A 23,475-nucleotide genomic window follows, 5' to 3' on the forward strand; every position below is an offset into this window, starting at 1 on the left:
GGTGAGTCGTTTGACCCACACCACCTCCCTGCTGCGCCCGCGCGACGGTGACGCGCTACGCGCCGAGATCCGCTGGGTGGCGAACAAGGCCGGGGTTCCGGTGGTATTCGGCGGCGAGGTACACAACGACGCGCTGCTGTTGACGGAGTTCGTCGGCACCATGACCAACGGGCTGCGCGGTCTGAGCGTGCTGCGCACCTCCGGACTCGGCGGCCGTGTCATGGACATGCGGCGACCGGCGTCGGTCGCCGACTATCCCAACGCATCCTCGATCACGCATCACTACGACGGGCCGGTGTCCGGCGAACGCATCCGCTCCGTTGTCGCGGTCCCGGTGGTAGTGGACGACCACTCCCGCGCGGTCATCTATGCCGCCAATCGCGGCGGCTCACCGCTCGGTGACCGCACCGCCGACCTCATGGTCGAGGCCGGGCGGCGGCTTGCCGCCGAGATCGCCATCCGCGACGAGGTGGATCGGCGTATTCGCCTGCTCGAACTTGCGGCGCCTACCCCGGACACCGCGCCCGCGGTCACCGAGGAGTTGCGCGATATCCACGCCGAGCTGCGCGGCATGGCGAGGTCCGCGGGCGACGAGCGGGTGCGCACGCGCCTGCACGAGGTGTGCGAGCGGCTGACCCGGGTGATGACCGGCGGCCCTGGGCCGGACGCACCGCGACTGTCGCGCCGCGAGCTCGACGTGCTGTCGCAGATCGCGCTCGGCTGCACCAATCATGAAGTCGCACAACGGCTTTCCCTCGGCGCGGAGACCGTGAAGAGCTATCTTCGCAACGCGATGACCAAACTCGATACGCATTCGCGGCACGAGGCCGTCGTGATCGCCCGCCGTCACGGACTGCTGCCTTGATCGCTGGGCATGCAATGACCTCCGCGTGAGATTCTGGGGGCGGCGCTCGGCTCCCCGGAGCCAGCGCGCTCGTCATGAACAGCATTACGATCGCGGAGAACACCGAGATGCGGCTGGAGGAGTCGGACGGACGGGTGCGCTGGAGCGCTGAGCGTGGCGCCGTGGGGCGCTCTGGTCCCCGACGCCGACGGCGGATTCGCAGTCATCCCGGCCACGTAGCCGGTGCCGCGAGCGGCGCGAAATCAGTCCGGCGGCAACAGATCCGGGCGGCGGGCGCGGGTTCGTTCGAGTGACTGCTCACGGCGCCACGCGGCGACCTTCGCATGGTCGCCGGAGAGCAGAATCGGCGGGACATCGAGACCGCGCCAACTCACCGGGCGGGTGTAGCTGGGGCCTTCCAGGAGGCCGTCGGAGAACGAATCCTCTTGGTGGGATTGCTGATTGCCGAGGACGCCGGGCAGCAGGCGGACGACGGCCTCGGCCATGACGAGGACGGCGGCCTCGCCGCCGATGAGGACGTAGTCGCCGATGCTGACTTCTTCGACACGGACCCGGCGCGCCGCGTCATCGAAGACGCGTTGGTCGATGCCTTCGTAACGGCCGCAAGCGAATACGAGGTGTTGCTCGGTTGCCCAGCGCTGCGCGGTCGCCTGGGTGAAGGGGACGCCGGCGGGGGTCGGCACGACGAGCAGGGCGTCGTCGGGGCAGACCTCGTCCAGGGCGTCGCCCCAGATGGTCGGCTTCATGACCATGCCGGGCCCACCGCCGTAGGGGGAGTCGTCTACCGACTTGTGCACGTCGTGGGTCCAGCGGCGCAGATCGTGCACGTCGAGGGAGATCAGGCCCTTGTCGATCGCCTTGCCGAGCAAGGCGGTGCGCAGCGGTTCCAGATACTCCGGAAAGATCGTGACGACATCGAGTTTCATGCCGACCTCGGTACCTCGCGGAAGTTCCCCGTTGGTGCCTTCATTCCGGATCGAGAAGACCTTCGGGCGGATCAATGACGATGAGCCGATCGGCCAACGACACCGTTGGCACGATGGCATTGACGAACGGGATCAGGATCTCCCGCCCGTCTTCGGCGGCGCGCACCGAAAGCAGTTCTCCCGCAGCGGAATGCAGCACCTCGGTGACGGTGCCGACGACGCTGCCGTCGGTGAGCTGGACTGTCAGTCCTTCCAGCTCGTGGTCGTAGTACTCGTCCGGATTCTCCGACGGCGGCAGGTCCGCGCTGTCGACGAAAAACAGCGTGCCGCGCAGTGCGTCGGCGGCGGTGCGGTCGGCGACCCCGGCGACATGCACGAGAAGCCGGCCCGAATGCTCTCGGGCCGACTCCACGATGAAGTCACGGACTTCCTTGGACCGCGCCAGGCGGCCACGCAGAGTGGCGCCCGGCGCGAAACGTGCCTCGGGTTCGTCGGTGCGGACCTCGACGACGAGTTCGCCGCGCACACCGTGCGACTTGGCGACCCGCCCTACGACGAGTTCCATCTAGGCGTCGGTGTCGACCACGTCGACCCGGATGCCCCGGCCGCCGATACCGGCGACGAGGGTGCGCAGCGCGGTCGCGGTACGACCACCGCGCCCGATCACCTTGCCCAGGTCCTCGGGATGGACGTGCACCTCGACGGTGCGCCCGCGACGGCCGGTGATCAGCTCGACGCGGACGTCATCGGGATTGGCGACGATGCCGCGAACCAGATGTTCGACAGCATCGGCGACGACGGCGCTCATTACTCAGCAGCCTCGGTGGCGGCCTCGGCGGCAGCCTCGTCCTTCTTGGCGGCCTTCTTCTTCGGGGTGACGGCGGCGGCGACCGGCTCGTTGTCGGCGGCGGCCAGCGCGGCGTTGAACAGGTCCAGCTTGGAGGTCTTCGGAGCCTTGACCTTCAGCGTGCCCTCGGCGCCCGGCAGGCCCTTGAACTTCTGCCAGTCACCGGTGATCTCCAGCAGACGCTGCACGGCTTCGGTCGGCTGCGCGCCGACACCCAGCCAGTACTGCACGCGATCGGAGTCGATCTGGATCAGCGACGGCTCTTCCTTCGGGTGGTACTTGCCGACGTTCTCGATGGCGCGGCCGTCACGACGGGTGCGGGCGTCGGCGATGACCACGCGGTACTGCGGGTTGCGGATCTTGCCGAGGCGGGTGAGCTTGATGCGAACAGCCATGTACTGATCTGCCTTTCATAGTTCGGTCACGGCGCAATTCAGCGACCCGCATGGTCTGCGAGCCCGGTTTTGCGCTTGGAGTGTGTGACCGCCGCGCGGTACGTAACCGGAGACGGGCTGACACTGTCCAGGAAGGACGGTTTTCCATTGTGCCAGACACCCCCATCTCCCCTGAAATCGCCTCTTCGAGCCCGACCTGGTGCATGGCGCACGGTGGAGAGCCGGTCTCGGCGTTCACCGCAGCCATGTGCCACTCGGACGGCCGGTGGATCAGTGCGGACGGTAGCGGAGCAGGACGACGCCGGAGCGAAAGGGCCGGGCTTCGACGAGGCGGAGTTGGCGGAGATTTGTCGCTTCGAGGAATAGGCGCGCGCCTTCTCCGACTACGGCTGGATAGACGAACAGGCGGAATTCGTCGACCAGGTCGGCCGCGATCAGTGCGTGGACCAGCGTGATGCTGCCGGTGGCGACGATGTCACGACCTTGCTCCGCTTTGATCGCGGTCACCACCTCCGTGACCCGGCCGAGCAGCACGGAATCCGACGCCGCGCTCTGCGCCTGTAATTCCGCCACCAGATCGGACTGATCGACCTGCTCGTCATCGGCGGCGCTGAACCAATCCGCCGCCTCGATTACCCCGTCGAGGGTGATGTTCTCGGTAACGATCAATTCCCGTATCTTCCGGCCTCCCGCTCGGCAGTGCGTTTACCGATGTAGACACGCGCCGACGCCGGAATTCATCGCTGAGCCAGCTCGGGGCGGTGGCCGTGACCGTGCACATCGGCCAGCCGCGCGGTGATCCGCACCGGGCCGAGGTCGGCGAGTACGGCGCTGGTGTTCACCGATGCCCGGTCACCGGGTTACGTGTCTTCATCACCCGGCCACGCAGCACTACCGCGTAGGGATCAGTAAGAGCATCCGGGCTGACGCGCGGATCGTCCACGTAGACAACGAAGTCTGCCGGTGCGCCGTGCTCGATGCTCGGACGGCCGAGCCAGGTGCGGGCGTGCCAGGACGCTGCGCCGAGGGCATCGTGCGCGGAAAATCCGGCTCCGGACAGGGCCGCGATTTCCTCGGCGATGCGGCCATGGCGGATGGAGCCGCCCGCGTCGGTGCCCGCGAAGATGGGGACGCCCGCGTCATGGGCGTTGGCGACGGTGGTACGGACGCGCCGGTGCAAGTCGCGCATGTGGGCGGCGTAGGTGGGGAATTTGGCGGCGCTGTCGGCGATCTCGGGGAAGGTGTCGATATTGACGAGAGTGGGGACGAGGGCGGTGCCGTGCTCGACCATCAGCTCGATGGTGTCGTCGGTGAGGCCGGTGCCGTGTTCGAGGCAGTCGATGCCTGCGTTGATCAGGCCGGGCAGCGCGTCCTCGCCGAAGACGTGGGCGGTGACGCGGGCGCCGTTGGCGTGGGCGGCGTCGATGGCTTCCTTCAGGATGGCGTCGCTCCACAGCGGGCGCAGGTCGCCGACGGAACGGTCGATCCAGTCGCCGACGATCTTCACCCAGCCGTCGCCGAATCGGGCCTGCTCAGCGACGATCTCGGGCAGGTCGCGCTCGTCGTCGAGTTCGATACCGAGCTCGCGGACATAGCGGCGCGGGCGGGCGATGTGGCGGCCTGCTCGGATGATCCGAGGCAAGTCCTCGTGGTCATCGATGAATCGAGTGTCGATCGGCGAACCGGCGTCGCGCAGCAGCAGCGCGCCTGCGTCGCGTTCGATCTCGGCTTGCGCGATCGCACCGTCGCGGTCCTCGACTCCCCCGCCGTACCGGATACCGACGTGGCAATGCGCGTCGACCAGCCCTGGCACGATCCATCCTGAGTCGCACAGCGTTTCGGCACCCGGCACCAGCTCGAACGACACCACCCCGTCACGCACCCACAGGTCGCGCACCTCGTCATCAGGGAGAACCACCCCTCGCAGATGCACAGCTACCTCCTGGACGTCGTCGGCTGCCTCCAACCTACTGTCCATGCCTCATGACAGTCAGGCCTACCGCAGGCGAGGCCACCGCCACAGTGCGACACCCCGACCTACGACCACAGTGCGTCCGGTGGCGGCACAGAGCAGTGCGCCGCACTCGAAATCGAATGCGGCGCATCGGGATCTGTGAGTGCGGCCCTACTTCTTGGGGAACTTCAGCTGGGACAGGTCGATGCCTTCCAGACCGGGAGGCAGCTGGTCGAGTCCAGCGGGCATGCCCGACAGGTCCGGCATACCGGCGGGCATGCCAGGCATTCCCGGCATCCCGGCGGGCAGGCCGGGGAAACCACCGCGCACCTTCGGCGGCGTCGGTCCGCGACCGCCCTTCTTACCCTTCTTGCCCTTCTTGGCGTTTGCACGCCGGGAGCCGGGCAGGCCCATCTGACGGCCCATCGCGGCCATCATCTTCCTGGCCTCGAAGAAGCGGTCGACCAACTGGTTGACCTCGGAGACCTGGACACCGGAGCCATTGGCGATGCGCAGCCGCCGGGAGGCGTTGATGATCTTCGGGTTGTCCCGTTCGGCCGGGGTCATGCCGCGGATGATCGCCTGGACCCGGTCGAGCTGTTTGTCGTCGATCTGGGCAAGCGCGTCCTTCATCTGGCCCGCGCCGGGCAGCATGCCGAGCAGGTTGCCGATGGGGCCCATCTTGCGGATGGCCAGCATCTGGTCGAGAAAGTCCTCGAGGGTCAGCTCGCCGCTGCCGATCTTGCGCGCGGCGTCTTCGGCCTGCTGCGCGTCGTAGACCTGCTCGGCCTGCTCGATCAGGGTGAGCACGTCGCCCATGCCGAGGATGCGGCTTGCCATCCGGTCGGGGTGGAAGACGTCGAAATCGTCGAGCTTCTCACCGGTGGAGGCGAACATGATCGGCGCACCGGTCACGTTGCGGACCGACAGCGCGGCGCCACCGCGGGCGTCACCGTCGAGCTTGGTGAGCACAACGCCGGTGAAGCCAACGCCGTCACGGAAGGCCTCGGCAGTGTTGACGGCGTCCTGGCCGATCATGGCGTCGAGCACGAACAGGGTCTCGTCCGGCTTTACCGCGTCGCGGATGCCCGCGGCCTGCGCCATCAGCTCGGCATCGATACCGAGGCGGCCCGCGGTGTCGACGATGACGACGTCGTACTGCTTGCCACGCGCCTCCTCGATACCGGACTCGGCCACCGCGACCGGGTCGGCGGCCGAGACACCGAGCGCGTTCTCGCCGCCGCCGATGGAGGTACCCGGGTGCGGCGCGAACACCGGCACGCCCGCACGCTCGCCGACCACCTGGAGCTGGGTGACGGCGCCGGGGCGCTGCAGGTCGCAGGCCACCAGCAGCGGCTGATGTCCTTGTCCCTTCAGCCATTTCGCGAGCTTGCCCGCGAGGGTCGTCTTACCGGCACCCTGCAGACCGGCGAGCATGATCACCGTCGGCGGGTTCTTGGCAAGTGTCAGCCTGCGGGTTTCGCCGCCGAGGATGCCGACGAGTTCCTCGTTGACGATCTTGACGACCTGCTGCGCGGGATTGAGCGCCGCGGAAACCTCGGAGCCCTTGGCTCGTTCCTTGATCTTGGCGATGAATTCGCGCACGACGGGCAGCGCGACGTCCGCTTCGAGCAGAGCAAGACGGATCTCACGACAGGTGGCGTCGATGTCGGCCGGTGACAGACGCCCCTTACCGCGAAGATCCTTGAGGGCACCGGTAAGCCGGTCGGACAGGGATTCGAACACCGATCGCGCTCCTGATCTCGAGGGACGTCACTTTGGTATCCCAGGGTAATGGGGCCGCCGACGTGTTCGCGCAGGCGGTGTGTCCTTCGAGGTAGAAGAGTGCTATTCGAGGAACGGTTATTCGAGGGTACGGCGGCGCGGTTTGGCCGTCTTGCGGTAGTCGTGGTTCTCGATGGCCACCATGTAGACCGCCTCGCGGGCGGTCAGGCCGAGGTCGAGGGCCAGATCGTCGAGCATGGCCCACGCGGCATCGGTCGGCTCATCGTGCGCCGCGACCGTAGTGGCAATCGTCATCGCGGTCACGGCTTGCTGTCCGGTGAGAGTCCGGCCGGGCAGCCATGAGACAACCCAGCGGTCTCCGCCGACACACCGCGCCATATGTGTGGTCTCGTCACTCGTCATCATCGACGCCGAAACGACTTCAATTGCCACCGACCTGCTCCCCTCATGCTCGCGATAGCCAGACGCTCTGATACTAGGGCTCGCCGATCCCTCTGCATATAACTTCCAGCAAATCGCGCGCAACAGATTTGTCATTCGACCGACGGCGTCAGGAGTCCGTCGATGAACCGGGCGGACCCACCCCCTCCGGCGGCTTCGGCGCGGGCCGCGGAACCACGCCCATAATGGCCTTTTCGATGGCTTCGCGCCGGCCGGGACCATCCTCGGCGCCGAGATCCAGACAGAAGGCGTCGACCACCGCGGAACCCATGGTGACCACCTTTGCCCAGCGCACCTCGGCCCCGCAACCGGACAGCGCCGCGGCCAGTCGGCTCAGCAGGCCGATCCGGTCCTCGGCACGCAGCTCGAGGATCACCTGGCCTGGCACCGAAGTGTTCGACCAGATCAGCCGCGGTTGCGCCTGCGCGTACAGGCTCGGTCCCACACCGGTGGCTTCGCGCTCCCGCTTGGCCAGCAACGCGGGCAGGTCCAGATCGCCCGCGATGGCGCGGATCAGTTCCTGCCGCAACAGGCCGGCATCCGGCGGGTCACCGAACTTGGGCGACACCACGAACGTGTTGACCGCCGAAGCGCCTTCGCCGCCGAGAGCGGCCGAGAGCACCCGCAGCGAGTGCAGCGCCAGCACACCCGCGGCATCCGACAGCAGGCCGGGAGTGTCCGGTGCGATGACGGTGACGGTGTAGATGTACTTGCCCTCGCCGGGCCGCAGATCGACGTGCACCCCGCCCGCCGCGGCCTTGGCGAGCAGCTCCGGCGCGATCGGCTCGGGTGTCGGCAACTGTCCGCCCGCCATGACAAGGCGGCAGCGGCGGACCAGTTCGCCGATCAGCGAGGCCTTCCAGTCACCCCACACGCCGGGCCCGGTGGCCAGTGAGTCGGCCTCGGCCAGGGTGTGCAGCAGTTCCAGCAGTTGCACATCACCGCCGAGCGCGTCGACGACGAACTGCACCGTGTCGGGATCGGCGAGGTCACGGCGGGTCGCGGTGTCGGGCAACAACAGGTGGTTGCGCACGATGGCGCTGAGTGTCCGCACGTCCGAGGGCCACAGGCCGAGGCGGCGCCCGATATGAGTGGCCAGCTCGGCGCCGACGACACTGTGGTCGCCTGCACGACCCTTGCCGATATCGTGCAGCAGCGCACCGAGCAAGAGCATGTCCGGGCGGGCGACCCTGGTGCTGAGCGCGCTCGAGTAGGCGACCGTCTCCATCAGGTGACGATCGACGGTCCACGTGTGCATGGCGTCGCGCGGCGGCAGGTCACGCACGGCGCCCCATTCGGGAAGTAGCCTGCCCCACAGTCCCGTTCGGTCGAGTGCCTCGATGGAGTCGACGACACCTCGGCCCGTGCCGAGTAGCACGAGCAGATCGTTGAGCGCGTCCTTCGGCCACGGCTCGCGCAGCTCCGGCGCATCTTCGGAGAGCCGGTTCAGCGTGGTCGCCGACATCGGCAGCCCCGTCTGCGCCGAGGCGGCGGCCACCCGCAGTATGAGCCCGGGATCACGCTGCGGGCGCGCATCCCGTGCCAGCACGACCTCGCCCGCGTGCTCGACCACCCCCTCATCGAGTGGTCGACGCACAGGCATCCGCCGCAATCGGGCGAGGCCGCGCCGGGGCAGCGCATTGGCTGCGGTCCGTAGTCCGACGTCGACGGAGTAACTCACCGTCCGCGCGGAATCGCTCAGTGTGCGAGCGAGATCGAAGCGATCACCGATCCGCAGCGCGCCGCCGATCTCGTCGGCGTCCTGTGCGCGCAACTGGTCGCGGGCGCGACCGGCAACTCGATGCAACTCGGTGCGAACATCCAGCAAACGTCGATGGGCCTGCTCGAGCCCACCTCCCGGCACATCGGGACCGAGCCCAGGCATGGCGTCGGTCAGCTGGGCGATGGCCAGCGCGTCGAGAAGCTGGATGTCGCGCAGACCGCCGCGGCCGTTCTTCAGATCGGGCTCGGCGCGATGCGCGATCTCGCCGCTGCGCTGCCATCTTGCCTCGGCCTGCTCGATCAGTTCGTCGAACCGGGAACGGATCCCGGTCCGCCATTCGCGGCGGACTCCGCCGATGAGCAGGTTGCTCAGTTCCACATCGCCGACGATGTGCCTGGCCTCGAGCATGCCGAGCGCGGCGATCAAATCGTCGGAGGCCACCCGCAGCGCCTGCGGGACGGTACGCACACTGTGATCGAGCTTGATGTGGGCGTCCCACAATGGATACCAGAGTTGATCGGCCACCTCGGCGACCCGGGCCGGGTCGACGTCGTCGTGCAGCAGCACCAGATCCAGATCGGAATACGGCAGCATTTCCTTGCGGCCGAGGCCGCCGACGGCCACTACGGCCAAACCACTGTCCGCGGTGATACCGAGTTCGGCGCCTTTACTGGTCAGCCAGAGTTCGTACAGATCGACCAATGCCAGCCGCAGCGATTCGGCATCGAGTCGGGGATTGCGGGGCAACCCGCCGTCGAGCAATTGGGTCCGAGCGCGGACCAGATCTGCCGCGCCATTGGAAACTTTTCCGTCTCTGGCGTCCTGACTAGCCACAAACCCACCGCCCATTTCAATACGTGCGGCCCCGCCCCGACCGGGCAATCCGGTGGGAGCGGGGCCGCCGCTCGATTCGATTTTCCGTTTTACAGAGCGTCGGTACCGCGTTCGCCGGTCCGGACCCGGATGATCGATTCCACCGGGGTTACCCAGACCTTGCCGTCACCGATCTTTCCGGTGCGGGAGGCTTCGACGATCACCTCGACTACCTTGTCGACCGAGGCGTCGTCGACGACAACCTCGACCCGAACCTTCGGAACGAAATCCACGGAGTACTCGGCTCCGCGGTAGACCTCGGTGTGGCCCTTCTGGCGGCCGTAACCCTGTACCTCGCTGACGGTCATGCCCAGCACGCCTGCCTGCTCGAGCCCGGTCTTGACGTCCTCGAGAGTGAACGGTTTGACGATTGCGGTGATCAGTTTCATTGTCGTCATGCCTCCTTGACGGCCGTACGTGCCGTGCCACCCACAGCAGCGAAATCGTATGCCGTTTCAGCGTGCTCGGACTCGTCCATGCCCACCGCCTCGGCTTCTTCGCTGGCGCGCAGCCCAATGGTGAACTTCACGATATAGGCAATGACCAGCGAAGCGATGAAGGAGAAGCCGAGCACCGCGCCCGCGCCGACCGCCTGACGCCACAGCTGGTCGACGCCGCCGCCGTAGAACAGGCCGGTCTTGGCCGCACCCGCCTCCGGTGCGGCGACCAAGCCGACCATCAGGGTGCCGACAATGCCGCCGACGAGGTGAACACCGACGACGTCGAGCGAGTCGTCGAAGCCGAACTTGAACTTCAGACCCACCGCGAGCGCACACAGCGCACCGGCGACGACGCCGATGGCGAGCGCACCGAGCACGTTGACCGAGGAACAGGACGGGGTGATGGCGACCAGACCCGCCACGACGCCCGAGGCCGCGCCGAGCGAGGTCGGCTTGCCGTCGCGGAACTTCTCCACCAGCAGCCAGGCTGCCATCGCAGCCGCGGTCGCGATGGCGGTGATGAGGAAGGTCGAACCGGCCAGACCACCCGAGGTGAGCGCGGAGCCCGCGTTGAAGCCGAACCAGCCGAACCACAGCAGACCGGCGCCGAGCATCACGAACGGCAGGTTGTGCGGGCGGAACGGGGTGGTCGGCCAGCCCTTGCGCTTGCCGAGCACCAGCACCAGGGCCAGCGCGGCAGCACCGGCGTTGATGTGGACCGCCGTGCCACCGGCGAAGTCGACCGCGAGCAGCTTGTTCGCGATCCAACCGCCTTCGTGAATGATGTTGCCGTCGGCGTCCTTGGCGTCGAAGTCGAAGACCCAGTGCGCGACCGGGAAATAGACGACCGTGACCCAGATACCCGCGAACAGCAGCCAGGCACCGAACTTCATGCGGTCGGCAACCGCACCCGAGATGAGGGCAACCGTGATGATCGCGAACATCAACTGGAACGCGACGAACACGCTCATCGGAATGGTGCCCATGAGCGGAATGTCCACGGCCGCGGTGGTGACGGCACCGCTGGCATCCTTGACCTCGGCAACGGCGTTGCCGCCGATCAAGCCCTTCAGGCCGAAGAACTGCGCCGGGTCACCGATCACGCCGAACTTGTTGTCGCCGAACGCCGTCGAGAATCCGTACAGCGACCACAGCACGCCGACGAGACCCATGGCGCTGACGCTCATCATGATCATGTTGAGTACGTTCTTCGAACGCACCATGCCGCCGTAGAAAAACGCCAGGCCCGGCGTCATCAACAACACGAGTGCTGAACTCGCCAGCATCCATGCGGTGTCACCGGTATCCGGCACACCGGTAAGGGGAAATGCCACCTTAATGTCCTCCTCATCTCGGGCCCAGCCGACTCCGGCAAATGGACCTGAACGAAAGGGTCCTCATTCGGTGTTTCATCCGCGACGCCGTGGTGTTTCGCCGAGGTGAACGCATGACGCAGTTGTGTTGCTAACACGTTTCATAATGCAAACCGGACGTTTTGCCCCAGTTGTGAGGCTCGTGTCGGCGAGTTCGGACCTTCGATTACCGGCCGGTAGGTCTGGCAAATCTTCCGCTCGGTCGCGCTGACTCCTCGCTCAGCCGAGCAGAGCGTCGACGAACGCGCCGGGTTCGAAGGGTGCCAAATCGTCGGCGCCCTCGCCGAGTCCGACCAGCTTCACCGGCACACCGAGTTCGTGCTGTACCTGGAAGACGATGCCGCCCTTGGCCGTACCGTCCAACTTGGTGAGCACCACACCGCTGATGTCGACAACCTCGGCGAAAACCCTGGCCTGCATCAACCCGTTCTGTCCGACGGTGGAGTCGAGCACAAGCAGCACCTCGTCGACCGCGGCCTTCTTTTCCACCACCCGCTTCACCTTGCCGAGCTCGTCCATCAGGCCCGTCTTGGTGTGCAGTCGTCCCGCGGTGTCGATCATCACCACATCGACGCCGCGCTCGATGCCCATGCTGACGGCGTCGAACGCGACCGCGGCCGGATCAGCGCCCTCGCGACCGCGCACGGTATCGGCGCCGACCCGCTCGCCCCAGGTCTGCAGCTGGTCGGCGGCCGCGGCGCGGAAGGTGTCGGCAGCGCCGAGCAGCACGCGGCGGCCGTCGGCGACGAGCACGCGCGCGAGCTTGCCGGTGGTGGTGGTCTTTCCGGTGCCGTTCACCCCGACGACCAGCAGGATCGACGGATGATCGTCGTGCGGCAGCGCGCGGATCGAGCGGTCCAGTTCCGGGCGTAGCGCCTCGATCAGCACCTCACGCAGTACGGCGCGGGCATCGTCGGTGGTGCGGACGCTGCGCGCGGCCATCTCCTCGCGCAGCCGGGCGACGATCGCCGCGGTACTCGCGGTGCCGAGGTCGGCAAGCACCAGGGTGTCCTCGACCTCTTCCCACGAGTCGTCGTCGAGGTCGCCGCCGCCGAGCAGGCCGAGCAGGCTCTTGCCGACGGCGTTCTGCGACCGGGACAGACGCCCGCGCAAACGGACGAGGCGGCCCTCGGTCGGCTCGATCTCGTCGAGGGCGGGAGCAAGCGCTGCCGCGTCGGCAGCGTCGGGCTCAGCCGTGGTTTCGGCAGGGGCCGCTGTGTCCGTGGACGCTGCGGTCTCGGTCGGCGCGGTCGTCTCGGTGGTCGTGGTGTCCGCCGGAACCTCGACTTCGGGTTCGGCGACAGCCGTGTCCGCGCCTGCCGTCGTATCGACCTCGGCGGGGCCGGACTCGACCTCTGCGGTCTGCTCGGCCGCCGCGGTCGGTTCCGGCTCCAGCAGGTCGACGTCGCCCTCGGGCAGCGGGACGTTGGTGATGCCCCGCTTGGGCGCATCACGTGGAATCGCCGCATCGTCGCCGACGTGTGGCTGCCCATCGGTGTCGGTGCGCTCGATCGGCGCGGGTTCGGGGCGGGTCGCGGTTGCCGTGCCGCCCTGGCTGAAGTTGAAGCCGCCCGACGCCGAATAACCCCCGGACCGATCGGTCAGTTCTTTCTCGGGGGCGGGCGGCGTCAGCGTGATGCGACGGCGTTTGTACAGGACGAATCCGGCGACAAACACCACCAGCAGCAGGGCGGCGACCGCGGCGATCAGGATCCAGGCTTCGGAACTCACGCGGACCATCCTTGCAGAACCACACGGTCTGCATTACCACGCCGCCCTGGCGCCGACACACAACCCCCGAGATTTCTTGTCCTGCGGAACTTCTCGCGAACTGACAATAGGATCGTCGACGTGACCGATCGAAACGTGCTTGGGGGGCCGCTGGAAGAGTGCGGCACCGATCCTCTCACCGGCTTCTACCGGGATGGCTGCTGCAGTACCGGGCCGGAGGATCTGGGTAGCCACACCGTGTGCACTGTCGTCACGGCCGAGTTTCTCGAACACCAGGCGTCCATCGGCAACGATCTGAGTACGCCGCGCCCGGAAAACAACTTCCCGGGGCTGCAACCCGGAGACCGGTGGTGCGTGGTGGCCGTGCGCTGGCTGCACGCCCACGAGGACGGTGTCGCCGCACCCATCGTGCTGGCGGCCACACACGAGAACGCTCTGGAAGTGATCTCCATGGACATCCTGCGCAAATACGCCGTCGACGTGCCCGACGACGTCAGCGACCTGCTGTAAATTCCTGCTCGCCCGAAACGAGACGACCGGAGTTGGGGGACTCGGGTCGTCCGGATTTCCTCGTATGCGACGGCGACCCCACATCGTGTGGCACGCATCGCATCCCGCGCGTCGGCGGCATTGCACGCTGCCATCGTGATGGCGCACACAACCACTGCGTGCGGTGCCGAACGGGCCATACCGAGCCGAACAGGTCGAGCCGGACAAACCGGTTCGAGCAGGGCAGAGCCCAGCGGGGGCCATGCCGAGCAGGGCACGGGCCATGCCGAGCCGGGGCCATACCGAGCCGAGCGAGGCCGAGCCGGGGGCCATCGCGAGCCGCGCCATGCCTAAGCCGCGCCCGGCCGGGCAATGCCGAGCCGAGCTAGGCCATGCCATGCCGGGCCATGCCGAGCCGAGCTAGGCCATGCCATGCCATGCCGGGCCATGCCGGGCCATGCCAGGGCCATGCCAGGGCAGGACCAGGGCCAGGGGCTGCCAGGCCAGGGCCGTCAAGACAGGGGCGAGGCCGGTCAATCTGGGTGGCTGGTCAATCTGGAGCGCCGACCCGGGTCAGTGCGGCGCGCGTGGCGCGTTGGCGGTGCGCCTTCTGACGGCAGGCCGGGGAGCAGTAGCGGGCGGGGCGTCCGGTGCCGGTGTGCCGCACTGCCGCGCCGCAGATCGGGCAGCGGGAATCGCCGACGGTTTCGTTACGCGGCACAGTTCCGTTACGGAGTTCCGGCTCGATGTCAAGTTTCGTTACGGACCCTGTTCCAGGGTTCGCGCGCATCGCGTCGAGCACGATCGCCGCGGCGCGGACCAAGTTCCCGACGGGGCGTTGATGTCGTTGGATCGCAACGCATCCCGTGAAGATGTCGAGGACGTCGGGCAGGGTGATGTCGGCGCGGACCGCGCCCTGCCGCTGGGCGGCGTCCAACAGTGCGCCGAGTGACTGGTGGAACCGCACTCCCGCGCTGCGCAGCAGGGCTTTCGGCCAGCCGTCGTCGGACTGGACCATGTCGCACAATGCCTGGCTACCGGGGGCGGTGGAGACCACCTCGGTGCATACCGCGAAGAAGGCGGCACCCGGGTCCGGCGCGTCGAGATGATCGGCCGCCAATTTGGCGAGCCGGTCGATGCGCTGCTGCATAACCGCTTCCAGCAGATCGGTTTTCGTGGGGAAATGGCGGTAGACGGTGCCCGCGCCGACCCCGGCCCTGCGCGCGACCTCGGCCAGCGATACCGAGGTGCCCTGCTCAGCGAAGGCCCGCTGCGCGGCCGCGAGCACCAGCGCGCGATTACGGCGAGCGTCGGCTCGCGCCGCATTGCCGAGCGGTGACGTTGGAGCAGACATTCGTTACGGCCTTCCCTTTCCTACCTGGCCAATCGGGTCGAGAAACCCGTATCTTCCGAATACGGGTCGCCCGACCCGATTCTATCGAGCAGTGTTCGATCGAGCAGAGAAGGCACGAATGTCCCCTCAGCAGAACCCCATTCTCGTCACCGGCGCCACCGGCAAGCAGGGCGGAGCCACCGCGCTCCGGCTGCTGGCCGACGGTGTCCCGGTGCGTGCGCTGGTACGCGATCCCGAGGCCCCTGCCGCACGCACCCTGGCACACGCGGGCGCCGAATTGGTGGTCGCCGACTTCGATACTCCGACCACATTGGATGCTGCCACCGCAGGCGCCCGCGCCGTATTCCTCGTTCCACCTGCCGCTTACGGCCCAAACGGCTGGGATGTCGACCTGGAGGCCGCCCGCGGCATCGCGGTGGTCGACGCGGCGAAGCGCGCGGATGTCGAGCAGATCGTGTTCACCGGCGTCGCATCGATGAGCGATGACTCCTCTTGGGGCATAGGCGGAAAGCGAAACATCGAAGCCGCCGTTGCCGCCAGCGGCCTGCGTTACACCCTGTTGCGACCGGTCCGATTCATGGAGAACTACCTGATGCGCAATACGCCGGTGGACGGGATCAACGACGGCGTAAACAAACACCTGTTTCCGGCCGATCGGCCGCTGCAGGTGGTGGCGCTCGCCGATATCGCTGCCTTCGCCGCACTCGCCTTCGCCGACCGGGACCGCTTCCACGGCCACACCATCGAACTGGCCAGCGACGCGATCCTGCCGTCGAAGGCGGTTGAGCTGATCAGCGAAGCCACCGGACATCAGGTCAGCTACCGCGAGCTCAGCGAGTCCGAGGCGGGCGCGATAGGCGAGCAGATCGGCAATACGTGGCGGCTGGTCCGCGAGACCGGCGGCTGGCGCGCCGACATCGCGGAGCTGCGGCGCATCTACCCCCGGTTGGCGACCTTCGAATCCTGGCTCGCCGCCACCGGAGCCGCCCAGATCAAGGCTCTGCTGGACAGCGAGCAGGTGAGCTCGACGCACTGAGGCGGCGCGGCGCCGCCGACCGGTGCCCGGCTCAGCCGGTCCGGCGGCATCGGGGTGTGCAGCCGACAGACAAACCGAGTCGAGTCGAGTTGATCGGCGGCTCGGGCGGCTCCAGGCTCCAGGCCCGTGACTCGTATTCAGCGGGGCAACGGATCTTGCACATTGCCGTTCTCAGGTGGGTTCAACCGCTGATATCGGTGATGCAGTAACCATCCGGGCCGATCGGCAGCATGAAGACCGTGGGCTTGGTGACGCCGGACGAATTCGTCACCGGCACCGATACCTCGACGTCGGAGATACCCGTCGGACTCGAGGTCATCTCGCTGTCGGCGAATGCGGTGGTGCCCGTGAGCCTTCCCGGATTGGCTGCAAGCACCGATCCTGGACAGACGAGCGGGTACTTGCCCTCGGTATCGTCAGGATTTACCGGCTGCCCGACCCATCGGGACAGATAGCGCCGGACGGTGTAGCGGGCATCGCCTTCGTTGAGGCTGGACTCCGATCCGGTCGGGGCCACCCTCGGGCACGCGTAGCCGGAGGCGATCTCGCTGCGCTTCACGCTGACCGTCTCGGTCGGCCCCTTCCAGATGATCGCGAACTGGCCGTCGAGGCCGGGTTGCGCGATCGCGGCGAGGATCCCGTCCTTATCGGCGTACATGTCCCTGGCATTCTTCGGGTCTATGGTCCAGCACTTGCGGACCAGTTGGTCGATATCACCGCCGACCAGGTCCCGAGCCCACGGTTGCAGTGCTGCGGCGGCGTTCGCGTTGCCGGGAACCTCGCCGATCGGCACGTTCGCGGCAGGGGCGGGCACGGCACTGCTCGTCAGGGAATTCGATTGCGGCAGGGCCGATGTCGCCGTCCCCGGCTGCCGCGAGTCCGTCGCCGAGTGACCCTCGTGCTGATCGTCACCGCCGCATCCGGTCAGCAACGCGCACGCAACGATCACAACACAGCCACCCAGTTCCCGCCCTCGGCTCTTGATCATGAGCACGACGATAGCCATGAATCGGTCCAGGACAGCCGCATTCGGCCTGGACACCGCATTCGACACCGATTGTCCGCGCGGCCGCTTGCCGACCGGTTCAACCCGCCTGTCCAAGATCCGCCCGGTTCGGCCCGCCAGTCTCGGAGCCAACCCCGGCTCAGCCCGCCAGTGTCGTATCCGCCTGACCCGCCGCCGGTGCCGGATTCGCCCGGCTCAACCCACGAATGACAGATCCGCCCAGATCAGCCCGCCGGCGCCAGGTTCTCCCGGGTCAGCCGCTGGCTGATCACCTGGGTGATGCCGTCGCCGCGCATGCTGACGCCGTAGAGGGCGTCAGCGATTTCCATGGTCGGCTTCTGGTGGGTGATGACGATCAGCTGGCTCTTCTCACGCAACTGCTCGAACAGGCCGATCAGGCGGCGCAGGTTGGTGTCGTCGAGCGCCGCCTCGACCTCGTCCATCACGTAGAAAGGTGAGGGGCGGGCGCGGAAGATGGCCACCAGCAAGGCGACCGCGGTCAGCGACTTCTCGCCACCGGACAGCAGCGAGAGGCGTTTGACCTTCTTGCCTGGCGGACGGGCTTCCACCTCGATGCCGGTGGTGAGCATGTCCGAAGGATCCGTGAGCAGCAGCCTGCCCTCGCCGCCGGGGAACAGTTTCGCGAACACACCGACGAATTCACGCTCGACGTCCTCCCACGCCTCGGTGAAAACCTGCAGGATGCGGGCATCCACCTCGGAAACCACGTCGAGGAGATCCTTGCGAGCGCTCTTGACGTCTTCGAGCTGAGTGGACAGGAAGTTGTAGCGCTCCTCGAGCGCCGCGAACTCCTCGAGGGCAAGGGGATTCACCTTGCCCAGGGTGGTGAGGTCCTTTTCGGCGCGTTTGGCGCGACGCTCCTGGGTCTGCCGGTCGTAAGGCATGGGCGCGGGCGGGGTGACCTGCTCGCCGCGCTCCTTGGCCTGCTCGTATTCCAGCCATTCCAAATCCGACGGCGGCGTCGGGGTGTCCGGGCCGTATTCGGCGACCAGGTCGTTCAGTGCGATGCCGAACTGCTCGGAGATGGTTGCCTCGATCTGTTCGATGCGCAAGGCCGCCTGGGCTTTTGCCACCTCGTCGCGGTGCACCGCGTCGGTCAGCTGGGTCAGCTGGGTGGCCAGGGAACGGGACCGTTCCTTGACTTGATCGACCTGCCCGGCGCATTCGGTGCGGCGGCGCACCAGATCGTCGCGCCGAGTAGCGGCCTCGGCGACCACGATCTCCAGTTCGGCGGCGACGCGTGCACCGGATTCGGCGACGGCGGCCGCCACCTCGGCGGCTTTGCGCCGTGCGGCGTTGGCGCGTTCGGCGCGTTCGCGCGCCTCGCGTTCGGCACGGGCGGCCCTGCGCAGCGAATCCGCTTTGCCGCGAACAGATTCCGCGCGTTCCTCGGCGGTGCGGACCGCGAGCCTTGCCTCGACCTCCATCGAGCGGGCTTCGGCCAGTGCGCCCGCGGCCTCCTCGCGGTCACGGCCCGCGGATTCGGTGCCCGCAGCGCCGATGCCGTCGGCGTCGATGTCGGCGTGCTCGAGTTCGGCGTTGCGCAGCCTGGTCTCGAGGTCGGCGAGCGAGGCAAGGGAATCCTCGCGGCTGGCCTCGGTATCGGCGCGCTGGCCGGTCAGCTTTTCGACGTCGGTCTGCGCGGTGCGCGCGACCTGGCCGAGCCTGCCGAGCCGATCGTAGATCGCCACCAGGGCCTGGTCGGATTCGTGCAGCGCGAGCAGTGCCTGGTCGACGGCGTCCTTGCGATCGGCCTGTTCGGCGAGTGCGCCCGACAGCGCGGCTTCCAGCTCCTCTGCGCGGCGCTGGGATGCGACGAGGTCGGACTTGGCGGCGTCGATATCGGCCTGGATCTCCAGCTGGCTCGGCGCACGGTCGGATCCGCCGAGCACCCAACCGGTTCCGCTGAGATCGCCGTCGCGGGTGACCACCCGCAACTCCGGCCGGACCGCCACCAGTTCGACGGCGGCGGCCAAGTCCTCGACCACAGCGACACCGGCGGTCAACGCGGCAATGGCACCGCGCACGGTGTCCGGACCGTCCACGACGTCCGAAAGCCAACGCGCACCGCCGGGCAGCGCGCCGGACTGCGCGGGCGAGCCGTTGGTCGCGCCGAATACCAGCGCGACCCGACCGCCGTCGGCTTCCTTCAGCGCCCGCACCGCGGCGTGCGCGCTGGCACCGGTGTCGGCCGCGACCGCATCGGCAAGCGGGCCGAGTGTCGCGGCGACCGCGGCCTCGAATCCGCCGTGCACCCTGATCAGCCCGGACAGCGGACCGAGCAGCCCCTCGGCGCGATGCTCGACCAGCCAGGCCGCGCCGTCGCGGCGAGCCAGACCCATGCCGAGCGCTTCGATGCGAGCACTCAGCGAGGCGACCCGCTTACCCGCGTCGCGGTCCTGTTCACGCAATTCGGTGACGCGCTGATCGGCCAGTGCCAACGCTTGCACCGCATGCTCGTGCTGCGCGTCGAGACCTGCTTCGCCCGCGTCCAGCTCGCTGAGTTCGCTCTGCACCGTGTCGTATTCGGCCTGCGCCGCATCCCCGCGATACCTGGCCTCGGTAATCGCGACCGAGAGCCGGGCGATCTCCGCGTCCACCGACTGTGTCCTGGTGCGCAGGGTGTCGACCTGCCCGGACAGCCGGGCCAGACCCTCGCGGCGATCGGCGATGGCCCGAACCGCGGCCAGGTGCGCCTGCTCGGCGGCCTTGGCGGCCTGCTCACGTTCGCCGAGTTGGTCGCGCGCGGCCTCCAATGTCTCGACCGCGATCTCGACCGCCTCGCGCAGTTCGGCCTCTTCGGCCTCCACCCGCTGTGCCTCGGCCTCGAGCTGATCGGGGTCGCGGCCGGTGCCGACGGGGGTATCGGTGTCCAGGTGGCGGGCACGATCGGCCGCGATGCGGATGGTCGCGTTGACCCGCTCGGCGAGTGCGGAGAGCTGGAACCAGATCTGACCGGCGGCCTCAGCGCTCGGGGTGAGCCGGGAGAGCTGGAATTCCTGCTGCGCCAGTGCGGCGTTCGCGGCGTCGAGTTCCGTTTGCACGGTGATGTGCTGTTCGCGCGCGTATGCCTCTTTGCTCTGCTGGCTTTCCAGTTCACCGCGTCGGGTGACCAGGTCGTCGGCTGCCAGCCGCAGTCGGGCGTCACGCAGGTCTGCCTGTACGGTCTGGGCGCGCCGTGCCACCTCGGCCTGTCTGCTGAGCGGTTTGAGCTGGCGGCGCAGTTCGGTGGTGAGGTCGGTGAGCCGGGCGAGGTTGGCCTGCATCGCCTCCAGCTTGCGGACCGCCTTCTCCTTGCGCTTGCGGTGCTTGAGCACACCCGCGGCCTCTTCGATGAAGGCGCGGCGGTCCTCGGGCCGCGATTCCAGGATGGCCGAGAGCTGGCCCTGTCCGACGATCACGTGCATTTCCCGGCCGATACCGGAGTCACTGAGCAGTTCCTGCACGTCCATCAATCGGCAGGAGCTGCCGTTGATCTCGTATTCGCCGGCACCGTCACGGAACATGCGCCGGGTGATGGACACCTCGGCGTAATCGATCGGCAGCGCACCGTCGGAGTTGTCGATGGTCAGCGTGACCTCGGCGCGGCCGAGCGGCGCGCGGCCGGAGGTGCCCGCGAAGATGACGTCCTGCATCTTGCCGCCGCGCAGCGCCTTGGCACCCTGCTCCCCCATCACCCAGGTGAGCGCATCGACGACGTTGGACTTGCCCGAGCCGTTGGGGCCGACCACACAGGTGATGCCCGGCTCGAAGCGCAGCGTCGTCGCGGACGCGAAGGACTTGAAGCCCTTCAACGTCAGGCTCTTCAGGTGCAAGTTCGACGACCTTTCCGTGCGGTGGCCGGACCTTCGTCCGTCCAAGCGCTTCTAAGCGGTGGCTGGACCTTCGTCCGTCCAAGCGCTCTGAGCAGTGGCCCGGACGCTCGTCCGCCCAAGCGCTCTGGGCAGCGGCCAGGATTTGGGTCCGCTCAGTCCTGCGGAGCGACCAGTCATGGTATCCGTCGCTGACCGGTTACCCCGTAAGCGGGCGGGCACCACGCGGAGGCGGCACAATCCGGTGAACGAGTTACTCCCCATACTGCAACCACAGACACACGTAGGTTATCGAGTCCTCCCGCACTATCCGATATTTCGGTGTGCTCCGAATTTGCCCACCCCGTGATCGGGCAACCGCAGTTCCGACATGTCCTGCCGCGATGCCCGGCCGCCGCATACGATCCACTCTGATCGCCCGCCGGAATGTTTGTTTGGGAGCACTGAGAATGCCAGCCGCGTCGGCCACAACCATCGTGGCGCTGCGGCTTGTCCGGATCACCGCGCTGGTGCTCGGCAGTCTGCTGTTTCTGTATGCGTGTGAGTTCGACGACGGCTCCGGATCGACGATCTGGTGGGTCGAATTAGGCGTCGCCACCGGATTGGGGATCGCCAGCCTGGGTGCCGGATGGTTCCAGATCACGCTGGCGCACCGCATGGGACAGCACGAATTCCTGATCGCGTCCGACGGCCGGTCCGTGCGCGCCCGCATCGTCACCTCCGGAAACCTGGTTTTCCACGGGCACGACCTGGGCGGTCCGCATCCGGAATACGAATGGACCTGGACCTTCCGCCCCACCTCCTTCCCTGCCATCCGCGCGGCACTCGGCGGCAGCGACGGCGACCTCCTCGACCTACTCGAGGACACCATCCCCGAACTCGACCCCCACTGCCGCCACGACCCAGGAGCCTGGCTACGCGAACGCGGCATCCCGGCCCGCTACCGCGAGAAAGGCGTCGACTCAACCCACCCCACCCGCGAACTACCGATAACCAATCTGCCCCAACCCATTTCGTCCCAGCACAAACATTCGCCACCCGCGCACCGCAACAAGTCGTCGACATCGCAGCGCGAGAAGTCGCCGACCTCTCATCACAGCCGGTCATCCCCATCACGACGCGACTATCCGCCGCCCCCACAGCCGACACGCACGGATCGCGACCGACGACCGTCATCGCACCGGGAGCAACCACCACCGACCCACCGCCACCAGCCGCCACCGCCGAGTCACCGCGACCAGTCACCGCAACCGCGCCGCGAACAACCTCAACCCTCGTACCACGATCAGCCCGCCCCGTCACGATCCCGAATGAATGTTCCGCGCGGCACCGAACAGTCCGGAGTGGCACTTCCGAGAAGCGCACGGCGTCCCCGGTGACGACTCACCACTGCACGAACATCTCGTACTGTTCACGCAGCTGGCGCGGATTACCTTGCTTGACAAGCCGCCGCATGGCTCGGAACGGCACACCTTTCTTACCGTCGGGATCGGGGCTCTCCACGTACGGGTACCCCACGTAGACAGCGACTTCCGGATCACCGTGCCGGTAACACCACCGGCCGCCTTTCACCCTGCGCCACGTCTCCCCGATGTACCAGGCTGCGCCATCCAGGAATACGGCGTTCGCCGGATCTTCGATCTCGGCGACGGTCGGTGTGTAGCGCATGACCAAGACACCCAAGGTGTCGAGCGAATCCACCGAGTAGTCCCACCCGGCATCGGCGCCGTACGCGGCAACCCAGGCGGGGAACGCGTGCTCCCGCGCGGTCAGCCACTCGCGCAGGTAAACGATGTCCGACTCCTGCGGATCGACCGGTTCGATGCCGGGCGTCGGTCGCTTGATCGGCGTCCATGACGGGTGCGTGATCCGGTAGGCCGCCACCGCCTGTTCCCATGCGGCATACGCGGCACCGAACTCCTCGCCGGTCCGGCGCCGCACTGCCGCGAGCACCAGATCCGACGGCGAGAGCGGGCGAAGGTGAAGTTCCTCGGCGGCTTCGATCAGGGGAAGACGTCGATAAACGCGATCCGGGTCGGCGGCGGTCCACCCACCACCGGCCAGCCGTGCCAGCATTTCCCCGAGGTAGCCGATGACACCATCGACGATCCAGGGGTCATCGACCAGCTCGGCTGGAGTGTCGAAATGACAGAGGAGAAACTCTTCCAGATCGTCGATCGACCGCGCCGAATAGTCCAGCTCGACCTCATTGACATAGGCGTCCCGCACGAATGAGATCCGGCCCGAAACCCGGTCGAGCCAATCGACAAGGCCCTTGTCGCGCGAGCTGTCCCGTCGCTCGTCACTTGTCATGCTGCCCAACCTAATACGGGCCATCGACATCGGCGATACGCCCGACATCGTGCGCGGACCAGGCGTCCATCAGGGTGTCGGCGCTGAACTCGGTGGCGGCGCACACACCCGAATGACGCTTGGCTGTGCC

At 67.5% G+C, this 23,475-nt stretch carries 20 protein-coding genes; 4 read left to right on the forward strand and 16 right to left on the reverse strand.

Annotation, left to right across the window (positions count from 1 at the left end; genetic code table 11):
- Positions 1 to 10: 10 nt before the first annotated feature.
- Positions 11 to 865: a response regulator transcription factor gene (locus ACFQZZ_RS23945; RefSeq protein ID WP_378684806.1), complete on the forward strand. Its 855-nt coding sequence runs from the start codon at positions 11 to 13 to the stop codon at positions 863 to 865.
- 242 nt (positions 866 to 1,107) lie between these two features.
- Here the strand turns inward: ACFQZZ_RS23945 and trmD are convergent, their stop codons facing one another.
- The 12 genes from trmD to ftsY form a co-directional block, all read right to left on the reverse strand.
- Positions 1,108 to 1,791 carry a tRNA (guanosine(37)-N1)-methyltransferase TrmD gene (gene trmD / locus ACFQZZ_RS23950; RefSeq protein WP_378684809.1) on the reverse strand — a complete coding sequence of 228 codons (684 nt, stop codon included), beginning with the start codon at positions 1,789 to 1,791 and terminating at the stop codon, positions 1,108 to 1,110.
- 40 nt (positions 1,792 to 1,831) lie between these two features.
- On the reverse strand, positions 1,832 to 2,356 hold the full coding sequence (gene rimM / locus ACFQZZ_RS23955) for a ribosome maturation factor RimM (protein WP_378684811.1): 525 nt from the start codon (positions 2,354 to 2,356) through the stop codon (positions 1,832 to 1,834).
- Positions 2,357 to 2,599, reverse strand: a complete 243-nt coding sequence (locus tag ACFQZZ_RS23960; protein WP_163822793.1) for an RNA-binding protein — start codon at positions 2,597 to 2,599, stop codon at positions 2,357 to 2,359.
- A complete protein-coding gene (gene rpsP / locus ACFQZZ_RS23965; RefSeq protein ID WP_378684815.1) occupies positions 2,599 to 3,033 on the reverse strand; it encodes a 30S ribosomal protein S16 in 435 nt (144 codons plus the stop codon). Before rpsP ends, ACFQZZ_RS23960 begins: the two co-directional genes overlap by 1 nt.
- A gap of 270 nt (positions 3,034 to 3,303) precedes the next feature.
- Positions 3,304 to 3,702: a dihydrofolate reductase family protein gene (locus tag ACFQZZ_RS23970; protein ID WP_378684818.1), complete on the reverse strand. Its 399-nt coding sequence runs from the start codon at positions 3,700 to 3,702 to the stop codon at positions 3,304 to 3,306.
- Between the two features lie 169 nt (positions 3,703 to 3,871).
- The gene (locus tag ACFQZZ_RS23975; RefSeq protein WP_378684821.1) at positions 3,872 to 5,011 is read right to left on the reverse strand and encodes an amidohydrolase family protein; all 1,140 of its coding nucleotides are present in this window, start codon (positions 5,009 to 5,011) and stop codon (positions 3,872 to 3,874) included.
- A 147-nt stretch (positions 5,012 to 5,158) separates the two neighbouring features.
- Entirely contained in the window at positions 5,159 to 6,733 is a 1,575-nt protein-coding gene (ffh, locus tag ACFQZZ_RS23980) for a signal recognition particle protein (RefSeq protein WP_378684824.1), read from the reverse strand.
- 117 nt (positions 6,734 to 6,850) lie between these two features.
- Positions 6,851 to 7,165 carry a hypothetical protein gene (locus tag ACFQZZ_RS23985; RefSeq protein WP_378684827.1) on the reverse strand — a complete coding sequence of 105 codons (315 nt, stop codon included), beginning with the start codon at positions 7,163 to 7,165 and terminating at the stop codon, positions 6,851 to 6,853.
- A 118-nt stretch (positions 7,166 to 7,283) separates the two neighbouring features.
- Entirely contained in the window at positions 7,284 to 9,746 is a 2,463-nt protein-coding gene (locus ACFQZZ_RS23990) for a [protein-PII] uridylyltransferase (RefSeq protein WP_378684830.1), read from the reverse strand.
- Between the two features lie 74 nt (positions 9,747 to 9,820).
- Positions 9,821 to 10,159, reverse strand: a complete 339-nt coding sequence (locus tag ACFQZZ_RS23995) for a P-II family nitrogen regulator (RefSeq protein ID WP_040780799.1) — start codon at positions 10,157 to 10,159, stop codon at positions 9,821 to 9,823.
- Between the two features lie 5 nt (positions 10,160 to 10,164).
- Positions 10,165 to 11,544: an ammonium transporter gene (locus ACFQZZ_RS24000; protein ID WP_378684833.1), complete on the reverse strand. Its 1,380-nt coding sequence runs from the start codon at positions 11,542 to 11,544 to the stop codon at positions 10,165 to 10,167.
- A 258-nt stretch (positions 11,545 to 11,802) separates the two neighbouring features.
- Positions 11,803 to 13,323: a signal recognition particle-docking protein FtsY gene (gene ftsY / locus ACFQZZ_RS24005; RefSeq protein ID WP_378684836.1), complete on the reverse strand. Its 1,521-nt coding sequence runs from the start codon at positions 13,321 to 13,323 to the stop codon at positions 11,803 to 11,805.
- A gap of 111 nt (positions 13,324 to 13,434) precedes the next feature.
- Between ftsY and ACFQZZ_RS24010 the strand changes: the two genes are divergently transcribed.
- Positions 13,435 to 13,824 carry a DUF2237 domain-containing protein gene (locus ACFQZZ_RS24010; RefSeq protein WP_328404030.1) on the forward strand — a complete coding sequence of 130 codons (390 nt, stop codon included), beginning with the start codon at positions 13,435 to 13,437 and terminating at the stop codon, positions 13,822 to 13,824.
- Positions 13,825 to 14,353: 529 nt separating this feature from the next.
- Here ACFQZZ_RS24010 and ACFQZZ_RS24015 read toward each other — a convergent pair.
- Positions 14,354 to 15,157, reverse strand: coding sequence for a TetR/AcrR family transcriptional regulator (locus ACFQZZ_RS24015; RefSeq protein WP_378684839.1), 804 nt, complete (start codon positions 15,155 to 15,157; stop codon positions 14,354 to 14,356).
- Between the two features lie 118 nt (positions 15,158 to 15,275).
- On the opposite strand from ACFQZZ_RS24015, the gene ACFQZZ_RS24020 reads away from it, so the two are divergent.
- Positions 15,276 to 16,193 carry an NmrA family NAD(P)-binding protein gene (locus ACFQZZ_RS24020; protein WP_378684842.1) on the forward strand — a complete coding sequence of 306 codons (918 nt, stop codon included), beginning with the start codon at positions 15,276 to 15,278 and terminating at the stop codon, positions 16,191 to 16,193.
- A gap of 181 nt (positions 16,194 to 16,374) precedes the next feature.
- On the opposite strand, the gene ACFQZZ_RS24025 is transcribed toward ACFQZZ_RS24020, so the two are convergent.
- Positions 16,375 to 17,181: a hypothetical protein gene (locus tag ACFQZZ_RS24025; protein WP_378684845.1), complete on the reverse strand. Its 807-nt coding sequence runs from the start codon at positions 17,179 to 17,181 to the stop codon at positions 16,375 to 16,377.
- Between the two features lie 242 nt (positions 17,182 to 17,423).
- Positions 17,424 to 21,035: a chromosome segregation protein SMC gene (gene smc / locus ACFQZZ_RS24030; protein WP_378684848.1), complete on the reverse strand. Its 3,612-nt coding sequence runs from the start codon at positions 21,033 to 21,035 to the stop codon at positions 17,424 to 17,426.
- Between the two features lie 446 nt (positions 21,036 to 21,481).
- Between smc and ACFQZZ_RS24035 the strand changes: the two genes are divergently transcribed.
- Positions 21,482 to 22,411 (forward strand): hypothetical protein, encoded by a 930-nt coding sequence (locus tag ACFQZZ_RS24035; RefSeq protein ID WP_378684851.1) that lies wholly within the window; start codon positions 21,482 to 21,484, stop codon positions 22,409 to 22,411.
- Between the two features lie 4 nt (positions 22,412 to 22,415).
- Here the strand turns inward: ACFQZZ_RS24035 and ACFQZZ_RS24040 are convergent, their stop codons facing one another.
- Complete coding sequence (locus ACFQZZ_RS24040; protein ID WP_378684854.1) at positions 22,416 to 23,345, reverse strand: hypothetical protein; 930 nt, start codon at positions 23,343 to 23,345, stop codon at positions 22,416 to 22,418.
- Positions 23,346 to 23,475 lie beyond the last annotated feature (130 nt).

This window comes from Nocardia sp. GCM10030253 (assembly GCF_042675075.1).
GTDB lineage: Bacteria > Actinomycetota > Actinomycetes > Mycobacteriales > Mycobacteriaceae > Nocardia.

Excerpts from the sequence above, each read along its gene's own strand:
- trmD (WP_378684809.1), bottom strand. The coding sequence starts at position 1,791 with ATGAAACTCGATGTCGTCACGATCTTTCCGGAGTATCTGGAACCGCTG.
- rimM (WP_378684811.1), bottom strand. The coding sequence starts at position 2,356 with ATGGAACTCGTCGTAGGGCGGGTCGCCAAGTCGCACGGTGTGCGCGGC.
- ACFQZZ_RS24015 (WP_378684839.1), bottom strand. The coding sequence starts at position 15,157 with ATGTCTGCTCCAACGTCACCGCTCGGCAATGCGGCGCGAGCCGACGCT.
- ACFQZZ_RS23995 (WP_040780799.1), bottom strand. The coding sequence starts at position 10,159 with ATGAAACTGATCACCGCAATCGTCAAACCGTTCACTCTCGAGGACGTC.
- ACFQZZ_RS23975 (WP_378684821.1), bottom strand. The coding sequence starts at position 5,011 with ATGGACAGTAGGTTGGAGGCAGCCGACGACGTCCAGGAGGTAGCTGTG.
- ACFQZZ_RS23990 (WP_378684830.1), bottom strand. The coding sequence starts at position 9,746 with ATGGGCGGTGGGTTTGTGGCTAGTCAGGACGCCAGAGACGGAAAAGTT.
- ACFQZZ_RS24040 (WP_378684854.1), bottom strand. The coding sequence starts at position 23,345 with ATGACAAGTGACGAGCGACGGGACAGCTCGCGCGACAAGGGCCTTGTC.
- ACFQZZ_RS24035 (WP_378684851.1), top strand. The coding sequence starts at position 21,482 with ATGCCAGCCGCGTCGGCCACAACCATCGTGGCGCTGCGGCTTGTCCGG.
- ftsY (WP_378684836.1), bottom strand. The coding sequence starts at position 13,323 with ATGGTCCGCGTGAGTTCCGAAGCCTGGATCCTGATCGCCGCGGTCGCC.
- ACFQZZ_RS24025 (WP_378684845.1), bottom strand. The coding sequence starts at position 17,181 with ATGATCAAGAGCCGAGGGCGGGAACTGGGTGGCTGTGTTGTGATCGTT.
- ACFQZZ_RS23960 (WP_163822793.1), bottom strand. The coding sequence starts at position 2,599 with ATGAGCGCCGTCGTCGCCGATGCTGTCGAACATCTGGTTCGCGGCATC.
- ACFQZZ_RS24020 (WP_378684842.1), top strand. The coding sequence starts at position 15,276 with ATGTCCCCTCAGCAGAACCCCATTCTCGTCACCGGCGCCACCGGCAAG.
- rpsP (WP_378684815.1), bottom strand. The coding sequence starts at position 3,033 with ATGGCTGTTCGCATCAAGCTCACCCGCCTCGGCAAGATCCGCAACCCG.